Annotated in this window: 19 protein-coding genes; 7 read left to right on the top strand and 12 right to left on the bottom strand. The window is 34.6% G+C overall.

Going from position 1 to position 20087, the window contains the following annotated elements:
* Window positions 1-91: 91 nt before the first annotated feature.
* From EKM02_RS09550 to EKM02_RS09535, 4 genes are all read right to left on the bottom strand, one after another.
* Window positions 92-559, bottom strand: coding sequence for a helix-turn-helix domain-containing protein (locus EKM02_RS09550; RefSeq protein ID WP_126454563.1), 468 nt, complete (start codon window positions 557-559; stop codon window positions 92-94).
* Between the two features lie 472 nt (window positions 560-1031).
* Entirely contained in the window at window positions 1032-3764 is a 2733-nt protein-coding gene (locus tag EKM02_RS09545; RefSeq protein WP_126454561.1) for a cation-translocating P-type ATPase, read from the bottom strand.
* 1001 nt (window positions 3765-4765) lie between these two features.
* The gene (locus EKM02_RS09540; RefSeq protein ID WP_126454559.1) at window positions 4766-5530 is read right to left on the bottom strand and encodes a TIGR02757 family protein; all 765 of its coding nucleotides are present in this window, start codon (window positions 5528-5530) and stop codon (window positions 4766-4768) included.
* 138 nt (window positions 5531-5668) lie between these two features.
* Window positions 5669-6331, bottom strand: coding sequence for an ABC transporter ATP-binding protein (locus EKM02_RS09535; RefSeq protein ID WP_126454557.1), 663 nt, complete (start codon window positions 6329-6331; stop codon window positions 5669-5671).
* Between the two features lie 145 nt (window positions 6332-6476).
* Between EKM02_RS09535 and msrA the strand changes: the two genes are divergently transcribed.
* Window positions 6477-7124, top strand: coding sequence for a peptide-methionine (S)-S-oxide reductase MsrA (gene msrA, locus EKM02_RS09530; RefSeq protein WP_126454555.1), 648 nt, complete (start codon window positions 6477-6479; stop codon window positions 7122-7124).
* 44 nt (window positions 7125-7168) lie between these two features.
* A complete protein-coding gene (locus tag EKM02_RS09525; RefSeq protein ID WP_126454553.1) occupies window positions 7169-7465 on the top strand; it encodes a hypothetical protein in 297 nt (98 codons plus the stop codon).
* Window positions 7466-7484: 19 nt separating this feature from the next.
* Here EKM02_RS09525 and EKM02_RS09520 read toward each other — a convergent pair whose 3' ends face one another.
* The 5 genes from EKM02_RS09520 to EKM02_RS09500 form a co-directional block, all read right to left on the bottom strand.
* Entirely contained in the window at window positions 7485-7787 is a 303-nt protein-coding gene (locus EKM02_RS09520) for a DUF6787 family protein (RefSeq protein ID WP_126454551.1), read from the bottom strand.
* Between the two features lie 32 nt (window positions 7788-7819).
* On the bottom strand, window positions 7820-8254 hold the full coding sequence (locus EKM02_RS09515; RefSeq protein ID WP_126454549.1) for a DUF6146 family protein: 435 nt from the start codon (window positions 8252-8254) through the stop codon (window positions 7820-7822).
* A 117-nt stretch (window positions 8255-8371) separates the two neighbouring features.
* Window positions 8372-9322 carry a D-2-hydroxyacid dehydrogenase gene (locus tag EKM02_RS09510; protein WP_126454547.1) on the bottom strand — a complete coding sequence of 317 codons (951 nt, stop codon included), beginning with the start codon at window positions 9320-9322 and terminating at the stop codon, window positions 8372-8374.
* A 114-nt stretch (window positions 9323-9436) separates the two neighbouring features.
* Window positions 9437-10507: a 3-phosphoserine/phosphohydroxythreonine transaminase gene (gene serC, locus EKM02_RS09505; RefSeq protein WP_126454545.1), complete on the bottom strand. Its 1071-nt coding sequence runs from the start codon at window positions 10505-10507 to the stop codon at window positions 9437-9439.
* A gap of 93 nt (window positions 10508-10600) precedes the next feature.
* Window positions 10601-11659 (bottom strand): acyl-CoA reductase, encoded by a 1059-nt coding sequence (locus EKM02_RS09500; RefSeq protein ID WP_126454543.1) that lies wholly within the window; start codon window positions 11657-11659, stop codon window positions 10601-10603.
* A 136-nt stretch (window positions 11660-11795) separates the two neighbouring features.
* Between EKM02_RS09500 and EKM02_RS09495 the strand changes: the two genes are divergently transcribed.
* Window positions 11796-12146, top strand: a complete 351-nt coding sequence (locus EKM02_RS09495) for a 4Fe-4S dicluster domain-containing protein (protein WP_126454541.1) — start codon at window positions 11796-11798, stop codon at window positions 12144-12146.
* 54 nt (window positions 12147-12200) lie between these two features.
* Here EKM02_RS09495 and EKM02_RS09490 read toward each other — a convergent pair whose 3' ends face one another.
* From EKM02_RS09490 to EKM02_RS09480, 3 genes are all read right to left on the bottom strand, one after another.
* The gene (locus EKM02_RS09490; protein ID WP_126454539.1) at window positions 12201-12941 is read right to left on the bottom strand and encodes a class I SAM-dependent DNA methyltransferase; all 741 of its coding nucleotides are present in this window, start codon (window positions 12939-12941) and stop codon (window positions 12201-12203) included.
* Window positions 12942-13523: 582 nt separating this feature from the next.
* Window positions 13524-14309 carry an anti-sigma factor domain-containing protein gene (locus EKM02_RS09485; protein WP_126454537.1) on the bottom strand — a complete coding sequence of 262 codons (786 nt, stop codon included), beginning with the start codon at window positions 14307-14309 and terminating at the stop codon, window positions 13524-13526.
* Window positions 14309-14839: an RNA polymerase sigma factor gene (locus EKM02_RS09480; RefSeq protein ID WP_126454535.1), complete on the bottom strand. Its 531-nt coding sequence runs from the start codon at window positions 14837-14839 to the stop codon at window positions 14309-14311. The genes EKM02_RS09485 and EKM02_RS09480 overlap by 1 nt, the downstream gene beginning before the upstream one ends.
* 233 nt (window positions 14840-15072) lie before the next feature.
* Between EKM02_RS09480 and EKM02_RS09475 the strand changes: the two genes are divergently transcribed.
* The 4 genes from EKM02_RS09475 (at window position 15073) to EKM02_RS09460 (ending at window position 19964) form a co-directional block, all read left to right on the top strand.
* Window positions 15073-15726 carry a DUF4331 family protein gene (locus EKM02_RS09475; protein WP_126454533.1) on the top strand — a complete coding sequence of 218 codons (654 nt, stop codon included), beginning with the start codon at window positions 15073-15075 and terminating at the stop codon, window positions 15724-15726.
* A gap of 64 nt (window positions 15727-15790) precedes the next feature.
* Window positions 15791-16345, top strand: coding sequence for a DUF4331 family protein (locus EKM02_RS09470; protein ID WP_126454531.1), 555 nt, complete (start codon window positions 15791-15793; stop codon window positions 16343-16345).
* A gap of 103 nt (window positions 16346-16448) precedes the next feature.
* On the top strand, window positions 16449-17744 hold the full coding sequence (locus EKM02_RS09465; RefSeq protein ID WP_126454529.1) for a tetratricopeptide repeat protein: 1296 nt from the start codon (window positions 16449-16451) through the stop codon (window positions 17742-17744).
* Between the two features lie 6 nt (window positions 17745-17750).
* Window positions 17751-19964, top strand: coding sequence for a TonB-dependent receptor (locus tag EKM02_RS09460; protein WP_126454527.1), 2214 nt, complete (start codon window positions 17751-17753; stop codon window positions 19962-19964).
* Window positions 19965-20087: the final 123 nt, after the last annotated feature.

The following is a 20087-nucleotide window of genomic DNA, read 5'->3' as shown; positions in this document are numbered from 1 at the left end:
ATAAATGGCGCACTTTGTTGCGGAATCGTGGTGTACTTTGCTCCGGAATGGGTGGTGTACTTTCGTCGGAATATCTATATTTATATCTATTTCAGAAAAAAGGGTGTCTGTAGATTTCGCGTGCTACTTTTACACTTGATTTAAAATTTCTGATGCAGTAATAGAGCAAGGTGTTGTAATTGAAAGTCTTTCCTGATTCTTTTTCAATCCAATCTTTAAGTTCAACATAGCCTTGAAGTCCATTTTGAGGGTCGTTGAGTTTTGCTTCCAACATATTGTGTTCAATAGCATTAAAAGCCGATGGCTTAAAACCTGTTTTTTGATGCTTCATCAAACCCTCAATTCCAGCATTAAGGTATAATGTTCTCCAGTTCTGAACGCTATTAGGATCAACCCCCGCTAATTTAGCAACCTCACGTTTAGAAATCCCTGCTTTTTCGTTTTGCTTCAAAATCAGCAGAACTCTCAAGCGTTGACTAATAAATGCAATAGATTGTTTGAGCAGCTTTTTTATTTCTTTTTCGGTTTCCTTAATAACCAAAATTTTCGCATGTGCCATAATTACTTTTATAATATAGTCCAAATATAATATAAAAAAAAAATTATCAAAATTGGCCTATATTATAATATCGTTTGGCATAATTTAAAAAGCCGATAAATTTTGGATTTATGGGCTTTTTGCTTTGGTGCAAATACCAAATTATCCATTCAGTCTGGTAAATTCGAGACCTTTCTAATGGATCACTTCTTTGTAATTTCAAAATAAAAGCGTAGCTAATTTTTTATAAGTTAACAAACAGATTGGATGCCTTAGTTTTACCTTTTTACTTTATTACAAATACATTTTATTTTTAATTTATAAAACGATTCAGCAAACTTAATCACAAAGCTTTTAAAATAGTTTGTTGTACAACCCAATTATAGTCATTATAACAAATTATGTTTAATTCCGTGAACTAATAATTACAGCAAGTCAGGTTTATAAACACATAGAGAATTTAGGAAATTGAACATACATTTTATTAGGCGCATTACAACGTATCATTTTTATATAATTTTCTGCGAATCCATTTTTCAACGCTAATAATTATTAGAATTGAAAAAGCTACCATGGCAGATATCCCCCATGCCTCAGCTTTTAAGGGAGAGGAATGAAACCAACGATTCATAAATGGAAAATAAACAAAAGCGGTCTGAACAATCAGTACGGTCGCAATTCCAATATAAATAAATGGATTGGAGAAAAGTCCGATTTTATTGACTGAAAAATTAGGAGATCGGCAATCAATAAGATAAAATACCTGAAATAAAACCATTGCAGTTACAGCCATGGTTTGAGCTTCCGAGATGGCCAATGAGTGTGCAGTTCCCTTAGACAGTTCAATATTATATTCCCAAAGAAACAATCCAATTGTTCCCCCGGCCATTACTAAAGAAACCAGTATCATCCTAAAAATTATCAAGGAACTTAACAATGGTTTATTAGGCTTACGTGGAGAACGATTCATTAATTCAGGCTCCATTGCTTCAAGCGCGAGCGGCAATGAAAGCGCAACGGCAGTAATAAGATTGATCCATAATACCTGAACAGGTTGCATTGGGATAAGTAGAATTCCCGATTCTGAAGGAAAAAACAAAACAGCAATAAAAATAACCAATCCCAATCCTATGCTTGTAGGTAAAAGAAATACAATAGATTTTAAAAGGTTATCAAAGACTCTTCGTCCCTCTTCAACAGCTGCTTTTATACTTTCAAAATTATCATCTGCCAGGATCATATCTGCAGCCTCTTTTGCAACAGCCGTGCCAGTGATACTCATAGCTACGCCAATGTCTGCACGTTTAAGTGCGGGTGCATCATTTACACCATCTCCCGTCATGGCCACCACTTCTCCGTTGGCTTGAAGCGCTTTCACAAGATTTAGTTTGTCTTCGGGCGATACCCTTGCGAAAATATTGGTGTTTTTTACTACCTCCTGAAGCTCTCGTGTGTTCAAATTATGAAGCTCCTTTCCGGTGACCACTCTTTCTGCATTTATAAATCCAAGTTTACTGCCTATTGCTGATGCTGTTGCCGGATGGTCTCCGGTAATCATTTTCACCGTAATACCGGCATTATGACACGAATCTATCGCTTCTTTTACTTCCAATCTTGGCGGGTCGCTCATGGCCTGTATTCCTAAAAAAGTAAATTCGCAAAGATCATCTTCCGAAATGAGTGATAGATGTTCACTATTCAACTGTTTGGAAGCGAAAGCCAATACTCTCATTCCTGTTCCTGCCATTTGTAAAGCCTCCTCACGTATCTGCCCTGTATCAAAGACAATGGATGATTTTTCGCTATTTAATAAAAGTGGAATAACGGATTCCGGTGCTCCTTTGAGGTAAATTATTTTTTCTCCGGAAGGAGACTGATGGAGCGTAGCCATTATTTTTTTTGTAGAATCAAAAGGTAATTCATCTAACCTCGGCCATTTGTTTCTTAATTTGTCTTCATTTATTCCAAACTTTCCAGCTGCAGCGATAAGAGCAATCTCTGTAGGGTCTCCTATTGCTTTCCAATGCCCCTCTTTTTTCTGAAGTGTTGCGTCATTGCAGAGTGCTGCAGCTCTAATAAGTTCTCCAATTTCGTCCTCAGTTCCTTCTCCTTCGGAATCTTTATTTAAAATTTTACCATCAGTATTGATGCCTACTCCTGTAACAATGAATTTTTGATTTCCATTCCAAAGTATCTTTACGGCCATTTCGTTGAGGGTAAGTGTTCCCGTTTTGTCTGAGCAGATTACAGTAGTGCTGCCCAAAGTTTCTACAGCAGCTAAATGCCTGATAATAGCTTGTCTTTTTGCCATCCGCATGATACCGATAGTTGATGCGATAGTAATTACGGCAGGCAGCCCTTCCGGGATCGTTGCTACCGCAAGTGTAATAGCAAAAAATATTGCATCGATGAATGTATAATTACGAAATATTCCTATTAAAAAAACTAAAACACCAACAAGTATGATGGCATAGGTAATTCCTTTTGCAATTTTTTCAAGAGATTTTGTTAGTGGAGATTTGACCGATATAGTAGTTTGAAGAAGAGCGGAAATTTTACCAATCTCGGTTTTAATAGCTGTCAAAACAACAACACCTTCTGCTGTGCCGGAAGTAATCAATGTGCCACTAAAAACCATGTTTTTACGATCAGCAATTTCTGCATCTGCGTCAATGCTATCCGTATTTTTTTCCACAGGCAAGGATTCACCCGTAAGAATAGATTCATTGCACTGCATATTTTTTACGAAAGTAAGCCGCATATCTGCTGACACCTGGTCGCCAGCCTGAAGCAATACATAATCCCCAGGAACGAGATCAGCAGCTGGGATGGTTTTTTGCTTTCCATCTCGCATCACTGTAGCATTTTCAGGCATTAATTGCAGAAGTCCCTGAATGGTTTTTCCTGCCTGATATTCTTGAATAAATCCAATAATAGCATTAATGACTATTACACTAAACACCACTATTCCATCGGTTATTTTACCCATGGCTACAGCAAGAATGGTAGCAGCAAGAAGAACATATATTAGCGGGTTAAGAAATTGCCTTAGCAAAATTTTAAAGGCATTTTCTCTAGTCTGCCGGTCCAGTATATTTGGTCCTGTTGACTTCAGTCGCTTCACCGCATCTACTGTACTTAGACCCTCGGAAGAGGAGTTAAGACGCGCTAATACATTATTACAAGAGGCAGAATGCCATTCATTATTTTGTAAAACGTTATCCATTATCTTTACAATTTATAGTTGTTAAATTTTTTAAATACAATTAAGTAAGTCGAAAGTTTAAAAGTCGTAAAGTCAAAAGAATTAACTTTAAGTAAAACAGCTTTAAATCAGATTGTTATGTAATTTTATCTTGATTTTAAAATACGACATTATACCATGGTTATTACTTACATCATTTATGAACATTATGTCATTAAATTCCTTTAGAGTTTGTTTTGTGGTGTCGCAAAGTATTTCAACAAAAAATAATCAAGACCGAGCACAGTACGGCGACTAATAAAGCTGAACTAATAATAACATTACTATTTGTTTGTTTTACATCTAGTGTCGTTATTTTAGTAGAAATAGCAATAATTGAAATTTCGACAATTTAAACAGTAGGAATTGTTTCGGATGAAATAATTAATACTACTGCTTTTCTAAGTTCATATCCGACTGCAATAATTTAAAATAAATACTTCTAATAAACAGGAAACATCAAGAAATAAATATGCGGGAGTGATAATTTTTTAAATTCTAAATCGATAAAACGTAAGGCTCCTAGTACTAACATTAAAGTGATTATAACGATAAAAACACGACTTATATTTTTACTAATGACTATAATTTTTGTTAAAAAATTATCTTCGCCACTCATGTTTTTTTGTAAAAAGATTAAAGTCACATTTTAATTAGTCATTTTTTTACAAGTTAATTTTTTAAAAATAAAAATAATCTGACCAAAAATTGACATTAAGCTTCTGATCTTTAATAATTGTTCTTAGTTTCTATTTTTAATTGGGTTGTCTTTTTTTATGAAATTTCATTTACGTCTTGGTAAATTTAGTAATAAAACTGTATCCTTACCGATATAATGGGTTTTTTAATTTATTTCAAAAAAAATAAGAGCATCATATTTTTGGCGATAAAAAAGTTTAAGTGGATTTTTTTATTTTTATTATTCTAAACTATTTTACACCTTAGAAAAAAATTCTTAAAAAATAAAGTAACTTTTATCTCTGCTAAAATCCCTCGAAAACCCCCAGTCCAAACAAAGCAAAATCATATTTAACAGGATCTATACCATCTAATTTACGAAGGTTTGTATCTAATTCAGACAAGGCTTTTCCATCATTTTGTTTGCGTGTCAAGAGACCCAATTTTCGGGCTACATTACCGGAATGTACATCCAAGGGACAAGATAATGAAGCTGGTGAAATGCTTTTCCAGATTCCTAAATCGACTCCCTTATTATCTTGACGAATCATCCACCTGAGGTACATATTGATTCTCTTTGCTGCTGAATTGTTCAGCGGATCGGAGATGTGCTTTTGGGTCCTGTGCTGATGCGGAATTTCAAAAAATATTTTCTTGAATTCATGGATGCTTTTTTGCATCGAATGAATTTCCTGATGTTTGCTGAAAACCGCTTCTAAACCACCATGATTGGCATAAACGTGCTGTAAACTTCGGATGAAACTAGCAAAATCCTGTCCGTTGAAAGTGCGGTGTACAAACAATTCCAATTGTTCCAAATTATTTTCAGTATATGACATGACAAAATCATAGGGCGCATTTCCCATTAAATCCATCATGCGATGTGAATTTTTGATAATCATCTTACGGTTTCCCCAAGCAATAGTAGCGCTGAGAAAACCGGCAATTTCAATGTCTTCTTTTTGTGAAAACAAATGCGGGATTTGTACCGGATCACTTTCTATGAAATCAAGTGTGTTGTATTGTAGGACTTTTTCGTCGAGGAAATCTTTAAGTTCTGATGGATTCATTATTGAGGATGACTTTGGATACTACTTTGTTTTAGGAAGCACAGCTAGTTCTTGCAAGGTATAGCCCAGATAGAAACGGCATCCTTTTTATTTTTTCTTTAAAAATAAAAAGATAGAGTGTATAGCTGGAAATAGCTCCTAATTACTAATCAAACCATCTACCATTATTAGTTTTCTGTCGGCCATATTGGCTAATTCCTCGTTGTGTGTCACAATTACAAACGTTTGTCCCAATTCATCACGCAGTTTGAAAAATAATTGATGTAGGTTTTCAGCAGAAGCCGTGTCTAGATTCCCGGAAGGCTCATCAGCAAAAATGATAGCAGGTTTATTAATAAGCGCTCTGGCCACCGCCACACGTTGCTGTTCGCCGCCGGAAAGCTCGTTGGGTTTGTGATTCATTCTATGGGAAAGACCAAGATAAGTCAGTAGTTTTTTAGCTTCAATTTCCGTTTCAACTTTGGGCTTATTAGCAATGAAAGCAGGAATGCACACATTTTCTAATGCGCTAAATTCCGGTAACAATTGGTGAAATTGGAATATAAAACCTAAATTTAAGTTTCTGAATTTGGATAAGTTTTTGTCATTCATCGTCAGAATGTCCTCATTGTTGATGCGCAATTCAATTCCGTTTTCAAGGCTTGGCTTGTCTAAAGTACCAAGAATTTGTAAAAGTGTTGTTTTTCCGGCTCCTGAAGCACCAACGATAGAGACAATCTCTCCTTTTTGAATATGTAAATCAACTCCTTTCAACACATGGAGTTGATCGTAATATTTATGTAAATTTTTGGCTTGTATCATAATAATCGATTTTTACAAAGAAACAAAGATTTTCATGATTATGAATTGGAACACCGTTTATTTTCCTTTGACAAACTATAAACTTTAGTTAAGAGTGGATATTCACAACGATTTAATGAATAAATTTGATCTTAAATCATAGGTTATGAATAAAATAATTGGGATTTTTTTAGCACTATTGCCTTTTTCATTTTGTGCAAAAGAAAAAAATAGTACTTTGCCTAAAAGTATAGAAACAAAAAATATGGAAATACAAAACAAAATGGAAGTTGCAACCTTTGCGGGAGGTTGTTTCTGGTGTACCGAAGCAGTTTTTTTACAACTAGACGGCGTGAGCAAGGTAGTTTCAGGATATATAGGCGGAAACACAGTAAATCCTACATATCAGCAAATAGGTACTGGTGACACTGGTCATGCCGAAGCGATTGAAATTACGTTTGATCCTAATAAAATAAGTTTTGGGGAGCTATTGGAAATATTCTTTGCCACACATGATCCTACAACTTTGAACCGTCAGGGGAATGATATTGGGACGCAATACCGAAGTGAAATTTTTTACCACAATCCTTTCCAGAAACAGTTATCCGAGGATTATGTTGCTTTGATGACTACGGAAAACACATTTGGAAAACCAATTGTTACTAAAATTTCATCAGCAACAAAGTTCTATGTAGCGGAAGATTATCATCAAAACTACTACAATCAGAACAAAACACAAGGATATTGCAGTTATGTGATCACACCTAAAATTGATAAATTGAAAAAATTATATCAGGAAAAACTCAAAAAATAATTGGCGTTAGATTTGTACACTTTCTGAAATAAAATTTAAATGCTATGACAGAACAAGTGTCCGTTAGTGCAGCAGATAACAAGACTAGAAATCTGGTATTGGGAATTCTGTTTGATGGTATAGGAATGCTTTCGTTCGCCGTTCCTTTTATCGGGGAGTTTTCAGATGTAATTTGGGCTCCTTTAGCCGGTTTTTTAATGACTTGGATGTATAAAGGAACAATTGGACGGGTAGGAGGAGTGGTTACTTTTCTGGAAGAAATTTTACCGTTTTCGGATTTTATTCCCACCTTTACCTTAACTTGGATTTACAAGTATGTAATTAAAAACAAAAACGCCTAGTAATTCGAGGCGTTTTTAGTTATTTCTTAAAAATAAATTCTAATCCCATGCGTTTAAGCATCTTTTTTTCGAAAGTCCAAAAGAATTTGAACTGTCCGAACAAAAAGCCTATTAACACTAATAATACTTGATAGATGGGGAAAATTAGAACTAACCGAACAGGAGTAAACCAATGCCCTAATTCTTCGGAAGTAATTCCCAGCCAAATACAAAAAGGTTCGGACAACCATGCCGATGCTGATCCGGTTATTGCAAAAACAATAAATATAAGGGTAAGTTGGAAATTAGTTTCAATCCCCCAACGCTGTTTCAGTTTGTTCATTTTTATTTAAAATCAATACAAAGATAGTGACATTATCTGATGGGGACAAAACCAAAGAATTTTTGTTTATGCGTGTTTTGAAAATAAATCATATAATTGTAGATCAAATAATTTACTTCATACCCATAATCAATGTTAAGGTCATAATTGATTGTCAATTCATACAAATTGGGATCATAGCGTTGTGGTTGCAATACCCGACTGTTCCATTCCATCACATAAAGTTGGTTTTTGCTTTCCAAAAAGGGTTGGGAATGATAATTTCTTGGAAATGCCCTTGAGTTAAGCCACATGCTAAAACCGGGATCAATAATTATCACCTCGTATTCCAGTTCCTCATTTGCAATACGAACCGTGTCGCCTTGGGCGGCAACAGATTTTTCAGTACTTGGAAATGCAGTTTTAGAAGATGTGCAGCCCAAAATCACACAAAAAATGACGATAATGATGCAGTAACTTTTTTTCATGATAAAAAATTGAAGTATAAAGTTACGAAAAACAAATCATTGATTGGTAGGATTTTAAACAAAAAAAGAGGCTGTTTGTATCAAACAGCCTCTCATTAAATATTTAATTTGAAAATACTAACCTAATATACTAATAATTTGGGAAGCTAATTCAGTACCAATTCTATCTTGTGCTTCTCCTGTAGCCGCTCCTATATGTGGAGTCAACGAGATTTTATGATGCATCAAAATAGCCATTTCGGGAGTTGGTTCATTTTCAAAAACGTCTAATCCTGCAAATAATACTTTTCCGCTGTCTAATGCTTTTACTAATGCAACTTCGTCAATAACACCGCCACGGGCACAGTTTACAATTCCTACACCCTCTTTCATAATAGCAAGTGCCGCCTCTCCAATGATGTAACCATCTTGAGCAGGAACGTGTAACGTAATGAAATCAGCTTCTTTGAATAAAGATTCTAATGATTGAGAAACGATTGTGGTCGTAATAGCTTGTCCGTCAAAAAATTCGACTTTAACATCTACTTGCGGGATAAAACTATCGGCAGCAATCACTTTCATTCCTAGTCCTAACGCCATTTTAGCGGTAGCCTGACCAATACGGCCAATTCCAACAATTCCCAGTGTTTTTCCTCTTAGTTCAATTCCGTTCGCATAAGCTTTCTTCAAACCATCAAAGTTGGTATCTCCTTCAAGCGGCATATTTCTGTTGGAATCATGCAAGAAGCGAACGCCAGAAAATAAATGTGCAAAAACCAATTCAGCCACTGATTCTGAGGATGAAGCTGGAGTATTAATCACGTGAATTCCTTTGCTTTTAGCATAATCCACATCAATATTATCCATACCTACACCACCACGACCTATGATTTTCAGCCCTGGGCAAGCGTCAATGATATCTTTCCGAACTTTAGTTGCACTTCGTACCAAGACCACACTTACATTATTTTCGTTTACAAAATTAGCCACTTGTTCCTGTGCTACTTTTGTTGTTATCACTTCAAATCCACCTTTTTCTAAAGCTAGAATTCCACTTTTAGAAATTCCGTCATTGGCTAATACTTTCATTTGTATTTTATATTTAAAGATTGAAAAATTTAAAGATTCAATCTATGTTGTTTAATGTAGTGATTGATTAAAAATTGATTTTTCAAATCTTTAAATCATTCAATATTTTAATTTTTAAATTCCTTTTTCCAAAGCCTGCATTACATCCACTAATACTTGAACACTTTCTAACGGGAGTGCATTGTACATAGAAGCTCTGTAACCACCTACTGAACGGTGTCCAGGCAAACCTGAAATTCCCGCTGCTTTCCACATTGCATCAAACGTGGCAGCATGTGCTTCATCATTTAATAAGAAAGTAGCATTCATGTTCGAACGATCTTCAACAGCTGCAGCGCCTTTGAATAATGGGTTTCTGTCAATTTCTCCGTAAATCAAAGCTGCTTTAGCATTGTTTATTTTTTCAATAGCGGGTATACCACCAAGATTTTTCAACCATTGTAAGGTCAACAAGGAAGCATAAACCGGAAAAACAGGGGGTGTATTGTACATACTTTCTGCTTTGATATGTTTAGTGTAATCCAACATGCTTGGGATTATTCTACCACTTTTACCCAAGATTTCTTCTTTTACAACAATCAGGGTAGTTCCTGCTGGTCCCATATTTTTTTGGGCTCCGGCATAAATCAAATCAAATTTAGAAAAGTCTAATTGTCGTGAAAATATATCAGAGCTCATGTCACATACAATTGGCATGTCCAATGCCGGGAATTCCTTCATTTGTGTGCCAAAAATAGTGTTGTTACTCGTGCAGTGAAAATAATCAGCATCTGCTGGTACAGCGTATCCTTTTGGAATATGATTGTAATTTTCGTCTTTTGAGGAAGCAACAACTACTGTGTCACCAAAAAGCTTAGCTTCTTTTATAGCGCCAGCTGCCCAGGTTCCAGAATCAAGATACGCCGCTTTTCCGCCCTCTTTCATCAAGTTATAGGGAGCCATAATAAATTCTAGACTCGCTCCGCCTGCCAGAAATAAGGCGCTGTAGCCTTTGCCTTCAAGTCCTAAAAGTTCAATAGCCAGTGTTCTCGCTTCGTCCATAACGGCAACAAAATCCTTGCTTCTGTGTGATATTTCTAAAAGGGATAATCCGGAATCATTAAAATTTAAAATAGCTTGTGCTGATTTTTCAAAAACTTCTTGCGGTAAAATACAAGGTCCTGCGCTGTAGTTGTGTTTTTTCATGGTGTAGTTTATGTCCAAAAAATTAAAGTGCAAATTTCGACAATCGGAGTTTAAAAAACGTTAATTAATTCGGAATAATTCTACTTTTTTCTGCTATATTGTTAACAAAAACGAAATAGTATCGGTATTATCTGCATAATTCCATAATTGGGGATTTTGAGTTTGTCCAAAAGCCACATTGTCATCAATCGTTCTATCCGCAACAACACATTGTATTCGCTCACTTTCTAATTTTAATTTTGTTTTTAATTCATTAATGTCGTTGTAAAACTCATAAAAGACACTTGAAATTGGTGAGGCATGACTTTGATCTTCTTTTAAAGTCAGAAATCCATTGTCCAGTAATTTGAAATTACTCATCAGAAAAACCGCTTTATTGTAATCGTAATTGTTAGCATATTTTTCGTAATGAATGACGTCTTGGTACACAAATATGGCTTCAAAAAAAGGAACAAACGAATATCCTTTTGGCACAAAAAGTTTAGAGACATTGCGGCAACCCAATCCAAAATAGCGAAAAATATCTTCGCCTAAAGCAGTAAGTTGTTCCTTGGTTTCATTTCCGGTTAAAACAGCTACTGAATTTCTGCTTTTTCTAATAATAGACGGTTTGTCTTTAAAATAATATTCAAAATAACGCGCTGTGTTATTGCTTCCTGTGGCAATAACGGCATCAAAATTCTCTAATTTCCCATCTACAAAAGTAATATTTGTAGCTAATTCTGGCTGTACTGCAATGATGTATTTAGCTAAAAAAGGTAATAAATGCTGATCATTTGACGATGTTTTAACCAATACATTATTTCCAGTAATTAGAACCGATAGAAAATCGTGAAAACCCACCAACGGAATATTTCCGGCAAGAATTAAGGCGATGTTTTTAGATTCTTGTATTGGAATAGTATAACTGGAAAGCCATTGGTTTAAGTTCTTTTCTGTCAGAGCTTCTGCCCAGGAATGTATCGAGAAATAGACGTTTTCGGGGGTGTACCAGCCATTATGCGATTGCGATAATTGTACCAAGTCAACAAAAGCATCAAAAAACGCTTCGTTGTGCAAAACAGTCGGATTTTTTAACGTGTTGTTTTCGGAAAACTGACTTAAAAATTTCCCTAATTCAACAAAAACACTTTTTTTTGTTTCTAATGTCATAATGTTTGCTTATGAATAGTTTTGATTGTAATTTTGCACAAAAATAAGCATAATTATGTCGAAAGTCAAAAGTCAAAATATCAAAAGAAAATTTGATATTTTACCTTTGATATTTTGACTTTAAAACAATAAAAAGATGGCAATTATTATAACAGACGAATGTATCAATTGTGGTGCTTGTGAGCCCGAGTGTCCAAATACCGCAATATATGAAGGAGCAGACGATTGGAGATACAAAGACGGAACAAAACTGAAAGGGAAAGTGATTTTGCCTGATGGGTCCGAAGTAGATTCTGATGAGGCTCAAACTCCAATTTCGGACGAAGTGTATTATATTGTACCCGGAAAATGTACGGAGTGTAAAGGATTTCACGATGAGCCACAATGTGCGGCCGTATGTCCGGTAGATTGCTGTATTCCGGATGACAATCATGTAGAAAGCGAAGAGACTTTACTGAACAGACAAGCGTTTTTACACAATGAATAGCAAATAATTCTGTATTGATATAAATCCCGAGTCTGATGCTCGGGATTTTTTTTTCTATTTTTTTCGTGCAACAATAACATACGTATCGTAAGCGTAGGTTTTTCTATCGATGGTTCGAATGATTTCAAAGTCGTTTAAATATAAAAATAGTTGTATTTCGTTTAAGGTAAAAACACGAACGGTAGAAAAATCATCGGCAATTATTTCTTTTTTATCATTTTTCATGGTGTAATAAAGTGCTGTCCAATCCAGCATGAAATTTTCTAAGGCAGTTGCTCTCCACTTGCTGTTGCGATAGTAGTCTATTCCTAGGTAGGTAGCTTCGTGAAGTGTCACAGGATTTTCTTTAATAAAAGGGATAAATCTATTAGCATCTATAAAGTCAAAAATAAGAATTCCTCCTTTACTCAGATTTTTATAAATAGAACAGAACGTATTATTTAGATCTTGATTTGTTATCAAATAACTGGTAGAGCGTCCCGTAATTAATACGGAATCAACTGGTTTTTGTAGTTTAAAATCCCTCATGTCTCCCAGAATAAAAATCCCGTTTTCATTTCTTTTTTTGGCAATTGCAATCATACTTTGGCTGTAATCCAAACCAATATAATCGATGTAATTTTGTAAAAACCGTTTGGCTAGATTGCCTGTTCCACTGCCAATTTCCAAAACTGTTTTGTACTCGTGTTCCTTAATTAAATTGGTGTAGAATTGATATTCTGCATCATAATCAATAAAAGTTTGGTACATGGCGTCAAAAATTGAGGCCATTTTTCCATCATAAAGATTTGCCATGATAAGATGTTTTAAAGACTAAATTTAGGGAGAATAAATGATATAAAAAAAGAGTTGTCTCAAATTAAAAAGGAGCCAGTCACTATTGTTTGTATTTCCAAGAGGGAAAACCTATGATTCTCAATGACCTATTTCACTCTCAAGATGGTGAGTTTAAAAAACTAAAAATCAGCGCATTAGGCTTTCTTTGCGTAATTTTATCTAAATGGGCTTCACAGAGGATAAGATGTATAAACATAGTGGTTTTTTGCGCATAAAGGCAGCGATGGAATAGGAATTTCTTTCTCCAGGAATACCTTCTTGTTTTTCGTATTTGGTTGTGCTTTGAGGATAATTTGATGTATACGCACTTCAATTACTTCGTGAAATAGATGGACTAGCGGCACTAAGTCTTGTCTTGAAGAAGGCTAAAGCTTTATTTGCTTTTGATGAAAGGCTTTAAAAACAGGTTTTTGAAATTACATAGTATGGATTAAAAACCAGAAAATCGTAAAAATAGAATGCTTATTCTGTTAATTTGTATATATAAATAGGCTGTCCTTTTGAGATAGCCTATTTATATTGATCCAAGAAAGGAATTAGTTATACTTTTCCTAAGGTGTATAATTGTTCCATTGTAGGAGTCAAACTTCCGCCTGCGGGTTCTAATGTAATTCCAAAGGCTTCCGCTTCATTAGCATTATTTACTGCAAATAATTTTTGTTCATTTACATCAAAATTTTCTAACAATCCAATGCTGGTAGGAGTCAGTGGACTTAATTTTAACGCCCAAACCTGATATACCATTCCTTCTGGCGGTTCTGGCAAGCCTGCAGCATCAATATAAACCACTTTGGTGTCTTGATTCCAGTATACTTTTGCAAAGGATTCCGGAGCTACAGTTTGCCCTCCAAGAGCTACTACCGTATTTTTAGTATCCCTTACAACGGCTAAACTCGTTTCAATTGTTGTATTTTTTAATTTTAAGACATTAAATTCTTTTTCTAATTTAGCTTTCTCAATTGCTGTAGTAGCAACTTGTGTATTGGTCTGATCCAGTTGATTGTATTGGTACCCAATACCAACTAATAATAGTATAGCTGCAGCCCAACCAATGTACTGAGCCCTGTTATTAGTAGGTTCTAATGGTATGACTTGAGCATGTTTAAGTTCTAGCTTTTCTTTTATTTTTTCGAAATTAGCTACAGAATGAAAAGGTGAAAAGCTGGATGATATAGCAATAATCGCCTTCTCAATGGCAATAATTTCTGCATTTATTTCCGGATTGTTTTTCGCCATAGTGGTAACTTCTTCGTTTTCGGGTTCACTCAATAAACCGTAAACATAAAGTTCCAGAATTCCTGATTCGATATATTCTTTTATTTCCATTATACTTTCAAATAATTTCGTAGGTCATTAATACAATTTCTATTTTGTGTTTTTACAGTTCCTAAAGGTATTGCCAACTCATCCGAAGCTTCCTGCTGGGTGTAACCTTTAAAAAAAAGTAAATCTATTATTTGAATACATTTTGGTTTTAGTCTTTTTACAAATTCCTGCAACCCTATTGTATCCACTTTGTCAGACAGTTTGTTGCTGTCTTCAAAATGATTTACGAAATTATCTGAAGAAAGGTTTTTTTGACTGTTATTAAAATTTTTAGAGCGTAATTTATCAATAGAGGTATTTCTGGCAATGTTTAGAATCCATGTGTAGAACCGGCCCTTACTTTCATGATAGGAATCAATGTTTTTCCAGATTTTAACAAATACATCCTGAAGTACATCTTCAGCTTCTTCTCGGTTTTTTACGAGAACATTGATCACGGAAAATAAGCTTTTCGAATACATATCATATAGATGTGTAAATGCCCTTTCATCTTTCTTATAAATTAATACTAATAATTCGTCTTGGCTCATACTATTTTTTATTTATCTCTTACAAATCTATACAATCTTATTTTACAATTGACCTTTTTTGTGATTAGTAACATTAAAAAAAACAAATTTTAAAATAATTGAATTTTATTTAAGTATTTAAAATATTGATTATAAGTAACTTAATTAAAAATTTATTTTTTTTTATGGTTTAAAAAAACCAAATCAAGTACTATCCCGTAAATGCTTGTATAACTTTTTAAATTTATAATAAAATGAAAAAATCAAAAATGATTTTAGGTCTTTCGCTAGTGGCGGTTTCAGGCTTAATTTTAGTAGCTGCGGATCACATTGATGCTCCTGCTACAGCATCTGGTGGTGCAAATGATATTACTGATGTGTACGCTTTTCAAGGGCAAGACACTAATAATTTAGTTTTTGCTGTAAATACGCAAGGCTTGTTAAGTCCAAATGCTACTGGTGCTGCAAAATTCGATGAAAATACAATGATCGAAATTAATATTGACAACAATGGTGACAATGTTGAGGATTTAGTGATCCAAGCTATCAAAAGAGATGACAAGATGTATTTCTTTGGTCCGGTAGCTCCAGGTACCCCAGGAACTTCAAGCACGATTAAAACAGCTGCTGCCTCAGGAAGTGTTACCATATCTTCTTATGGAGCTGCTGCATTAACGGCACAGAATAATGGAATGAAATTTTTTGCAGGACCAAGAGACGATCCGTTCTTTTTTGACTTAGGTCAATTTAAAGCTATTCTCGCTAATACAGCAACTGGATTCAAGAATCCTGGAACAGATACTTTTGCCGGGACTAATGTGCTTTCAGTAGTTGTAGAAGTTCCTAAAGCAATGCTAGGTACTTCAGGAACAGTAAATGTTTGGGCAGAAACCAAGAAAAAACAATAACTATTTTAATTTTAAAGTATGAAATCGGAATCTACGATTTTTAAAATAACTAAATACAAACGTCATGAGTAAAACAAATAAATTTAAAATTATAACAATCGCATTAATAACTGCAGTTGTTTCAGTAAATTGTGATAATAATGATTCAGATTCTGTTTCTGAACCAAGTATTAATTTCACAGGTACTTTTGTACAGCAAGATCAAATGGCCAGACCGGCAATAAACACTGTATTTATTGCTTCAGGATCTCCTAAAGATGAATTTAACGGTACCACTCCTTCAGCAATGGGTGCTAAATATCAATCTGTTTTTCAATCTAGATTAATGGCCTTGAATCCAGGGTATACCACTAATGCATTAGGACAAACGGCTGCTCAGTTTACCGGTCTTTTAGCTACAGATGTATTAGGAGTTTCTAAAACAGCAAAAACAACTTTCTTTGATGGAACTAATATTTTGACAGGAAGAGCTTTGGCTGATGATGTAATCGATGTGGAATTATTATTGATTTTTGGTGGATCAGCGGGTACTTCAAATCCAGGGCTTACTAAAGATAATGTGAATTCAAATGATAAAACATTTAGCACAACTTTCCCATACCTAGCTTCTGCTTGGTAGTATTTCCTAAAAAAAACAGAGCGCTTTATTTAATAATCTTCGCTCTGTTTTTTTATTTTTAAAGCAAACAAACAAACAAACAAACAAACAAAATAATTAGAGTATGAAAACTTTAAAAATAATTCCATTTTTGGTTTTCACAATCCTATTAATATTCGGTTGCGAGACTAAATCAGAACAAATTACAAATGCAGATGATTACACGAAATATCTGGGTTTAAAAGATAATAAATCAGTCACTTTTGCTCAGAATGAAATTGATTTTTGGCAAAAAAAATTCGACGCAGCACCCAATCAAATCAGTTATTTAAGTCAGATAGCGGCTAATTATAGTACCCTTTTTGAATATACAGGCGATATTAAAAACTTATATAAAACGGAAGAATTATTAGTACAATCGAACGAAGCCTATGATTATTCCAGAGTGTCAACAGTTCGATCTTTAGCAAGAAATTATATCTCTCAGCATCGTTTTAAAGAAGCATTGGTATTAGCTAATAAAGCATTAGCAATCGATGAAGGAAAAAAAGAAACTCAGAAATTACTTTTCGACGTTCAAATGGAACTTGGGAATTATCCGGAAGCAGTCAAAAATTTGAATGTGATTAGGGATATGAATAGTTTTGATTATTTGATTCGCTTGGCAAAATGGAACGATCACAAAGGCGATCTTGAAACAGCTATCACTTTTATGGAAAAAGCCAGAGATATTGCTGAGAAAGAAGATAATAAGGTGCTTAAAATTTGGTCCTATTCGAACTTAGGTGATTTTTATGGTCATGCTGGCAGAATTCAGGATTCGTATGACAGTTTCTTAAAAACAGTAGCACTAGATCCTAATTATTCCTATGCTTTAAAAGGAATTGCCTGGATTGTTTTTTCGAAAGAAAGAAACACTGAAGAGGCGAATCGAATTATTGATGCTATTGCCACCACACACAACACCCCAGATTTTTATTTATTAAAATCTCAAATTGCTCAATTTGATGGAAATAAAAGTGAAGAAATAAAAAATAGAAACGCTTATTTTTCGATGATGGAGAAAAATAATTATGGTGCAATGTACAACAAATACAATGCTTTGATTTATGCTGAGAACAAAAATACGGCGCAAAAAGCAATAGAAATTGCTAAGATTGAAGTAGCACACAGGCCCACTGCTGATTCTTATGATTTATTGGCCTGGGCGTACTTAAATGTAGGCGATAATAAAAAGGCTTTAGAAATTGCTCAGCTTCATGTAGCAGGAAAATCCTTTGAGCCAAAGATTCAATACCATTTAGCGATGATTTATAAATCGAATAATTTACCACTCAAAACCAAACCTATCAAGGACGAATTACTGTCTAGTTTGTATGAATTGGGGCCTAACTTTGAGAAAAAGGTAAACCAATTATAATTCATTATGAAAAATATTGTTTTAGTATTGATATCCCTTTTTGGGCTGTCTTCTTACGCCCAAATTCAAAAGGGAAAAATTTTGGATCGTGATGGAAATCCAATTGAAAATGCCTATTTAGTCAATACAAATTCTGAGAGTCATGCCCACACCAATGAATTTGGATTGTTTAGTTTGGATAAAACGATTTTGGGGGATGTAATCAAAATAACTGCTTTAGGGTACAAAAAAACAAATTTCATCCTGAATTTTTCCGAGGAGGTAATTGTGATGGAAGATGATATTTTTAGATTGAATGAAATTGTTATCCAACCAAAACTTTCGGCGATGAATGTCATTTCAAAAATAGATTTAGAAACCACTCCTGTAAATTCGTCGCAAGAAATTCTTCGAAAAGTTCCGGGATTATTTATCGGACAACATGCCGGTGGGGGAAAAGCAGAGCAAATATTTTTAAGAGGTTTTGATATTGATCACGGCACAGACATTGCTATTTCAGTAGACGGAATGCCGGTTAATATGGTGTCTCACGCTCACGGTCAAGGTTATGCCGATTTGCATTTTGTAATTCCGGAAACAGTAGAAAAAATAGATTTTGGAAAAGGAACGTATTATGCCAACAAAGGGGATTTTGCTACGGCGGGATACGTTGCTTTCCAAACTAAAGACAAAATTGAAAAAAGTAGTATTGGTATCGAAGTCGGACAATTCAATACCTTAAGAACAGTTGCGCTTTTTAACCTTTTAGGGAATCAAAAAACACAAAGTGCTTATATTGCCACAGAGTATATCCTGACAGACGGTCCCTTTGAATCTCCTCAGAATTTTAACCGAATTAACATATTAGGAAAATATTCGGCTATTTTGAAAGATAACAGCAAGTTTTCCATCTTGGCTTCTCGCTTTTCCAGCAAATGGGATGCTTCAGGCCAAATTCCGCAACGGCTGATTGATGATGGAACGATTTCAAGATTTGGCTCTGTTGACGATACTGAAGGCGGAAATACATCCAGAACGAACTTCAATGCCAGTTTGAGTAAATCTATTGACGAAAATACATTTCTGAAAGCAAATGCTTTTTATTCAAAATATGAATTTGAATTGTATTCTAACTTTACTTTTTTCCTAAATGACCCCATCAATGGGGACCAGATTAAACAGAAGGAAAACAGGGATATTTATGGAATGAATGCTGAGTTGAACAAGAAAACGAAATGGAATGATACCAATGTTTTGTTCCAATTTGGAGCGGGTTTCCGTACGGATGCCACAACTGATACGGAACTTTCGCATACGTTGAATAGAAGAACTGTTCTTGAAAATATACAATTAGGAGATATTGATGAGTCTAATTTGTTTACGTATTTGAACTCTGAGTTCACTTTTGGAAAACTGATAATTAATCCGGCCATTCGATTGGATTATTTCAAATTCAATTATCAGGATAAATTGATGGAAAATTATAAAACAGCATCCGAATCGAAAGTAAAGTTTTCTCCAAAACTGAATTTTATTTATTCACAAAATAACAATTTGCAGTTTTTTATAAAATCAGGAATGGGTTTCCATTCGAATGATGCCCGTGTGGTGGTTCAAAACAATGGGAAACAAATACTACCAACTGCAATAGGAACGGATGTAGGGACCATTTTTAAACCATTTCCAAAATTGATTGTCAATGCCGCTTTATGGCATTTGTACTTAGAACAAGAATTTGTTTATGTGGGAGATGCCGGAATTGTTGAACCAAGCGGACAATCAAGACGCATGGGTGCTGAACTGGGATTGCGGTATCAATTGAACGATTGGTTGTATTTTGATGCGGATGCTAATTATACTTATGCCAGAAGTATTGATGAGCCCAAAGGGCAGGATTACATTCCGTTAGCACCGGATTTTACCACAACTGGAGGATTAAGTTTCCAAAAAGTGAATGGTTTTTCGGGAGGAATTCGGTATCGGTATCTAAAAAATCGCCCGGCAAATGAAGATAATTCGATTGTTGCCAAAGGCTATTTTATATCCGATTTGAATGTTAATTATCAATATAAGAATATGAATTTTGGAATTTCAGTAGAAAATATTTTTGATACTGAATGGAACGAAACTCAGTTTGCCACTGAATCCAGATTACAAAATGAACCACAAAGTGTCGAAGAAATTCATTTAACTCCAGGAACGCCTTTCTTCATGAAAGGAAAAATAACGTATACTTTTTAAATACCACAGTAAGATTTGTTGTTTATTTGTTTGGGAGTCTAGCATTTTTATAATGTTAGACTCCTTGTTTTTTTAACTGTTGTTTAACAAAAAATTACTTTAACAAAACAAATATTTATCTAC

This window comes from Flavobacterium sp. RSP49 (assembly GCF_003968735.1).
Lineage (GTDB): Bacteria > Bacteroidota > Bacteroidia > Flavobacteriales > Flavobacteriaceae > Flavobacterium.
Note: the sequence above shows the minus strand (reverse complement) of the source record. Positions and strands in the feature narration are given on the sequence as shown.

Coding starts and splice junctions, on each gene's coding strand:
- EKM02_RS09540 (WP_126454559.1), bottom strand. CDS start 5,530: ATGAATCCATCAGAACTTAAAGATTTCCTCGACGAAAAAGTCCTACAA.
- EKM02_RS09500 (WP_126454543.1), bottom strand. CDS start 11,659: ATGACATTAGAAACAAAAAAAAGTGTTTTTGTTGAATTAGGGAAATTT.
- EKM02_RS09550 (WP_126454563.1), bottom strand. CDS start 559: ATGGCACATGCGAAAATTTTGGTTATTAAGGAAACCGAAAAAGAAATA.
- EKM02_RS09515 (WP_126454549.1), bottom strand. CDS start 8,254: ATGAAAAAAAGTTACTGCATCATTATCGTCATTTTTTGTGTGATTTTG.
- msrA (WP_126454555.1), top strand. CDS start 6,477: ATGAATAAAATAATTGGGATTTTTTTAGCACTATTGCCTTTTTCATTT.
- EKM02_RS09510 (WP_126454547.1), bottom strand. CDS start 9,322: ATGAAAGTATTAGCCAATGACGGAATTTCTAAAAGTGGAATTCTAGCT.
- EKM02_RS09485 (WP_126454537.1), bottom strand. CDS start 14,309: ATGGAAATAAAAGAATATATCGAATCAGGAATTCTGGAACTTTATGTT.
- EKM02_RS09460 (WP_126454527.1), top strand. CDS start 17,751: ATGAAAAATATTGTTTTAGTATTGATATCCCTTTTTGGGCTGTCTTCT.
- EKM02_RS09470 (WP_126454531.1), top strand. CDS start 15,791: ATGAGTAAAACAAATAAATTTAAAATTATAACAATCGCATTAATAACT.
- EKM02_RS09490 (WP_126454539.1), bottom strand. CDS start 12,941: ATGGCAAATCTTTATGATGGAAAAATGGCCTCAATTTTTGACGCCATG.
- EKM02_RS09475 (WP_126454533.1), top strand. CDS start 15,073: ATGAAAAAATCAAAAATGATTTTAGGTCTTTCGCTAGTGGCGGTTTCA.
- EKM02_RS09525 (WP_126454553.1), top strand. CDS start 7,169: ATGACAGAACAAGTGTCCGTTAGTGCAGCAGATAACAAGACTAGAAAT.
- EKM02_RS09535 (WP_126454557.1), bottom strand. CDS start 6,331: ATGATACAAGCCAAAAATTTACATAAATATTACGATCAACTCCATGTG.
- EKM02_RS09545 (WP_126454561.1), bottom strand. CDS start 3,764: ATGGATAACGTTTTACAAAATAATGAATGGCATTCTGCCTCTTGTAAT.
- EKM02_RS09465 (WP_126454529.1), top strand. CDS start 16,449: ATGAAAACTTTAAAAATAATTCCATTTTTGGTTTTCACAATCCTATTA.
- EKM02_RS09495 (WP_126454541.1), top strand. CDS start 11,796: ATGGCAATTATTATAACAGACGAATGTATCAATTGTGGTGCTTGTGAG.
- serC (WP_126454545.1), bottom strand. CDS start 10,507: ATGAAAAAACACAACTACAGCGCAGGACCTTGTATTTTACCGCAAGAA.
- EKM02_RS09480 (WP_126454535.1), bottom strand. CDS start 14,839: ATGAGCCAAGACGAATTATTAGTATTAATTTATAAGAAAGATGAAAGG.
- EKM02_RS09520 (WP_126454551.1), bottom strand. CDS start 7,787: ATGAACAAACTGAAACAGCGTTGGGGGATTGAAACTAATTTCCAACTT.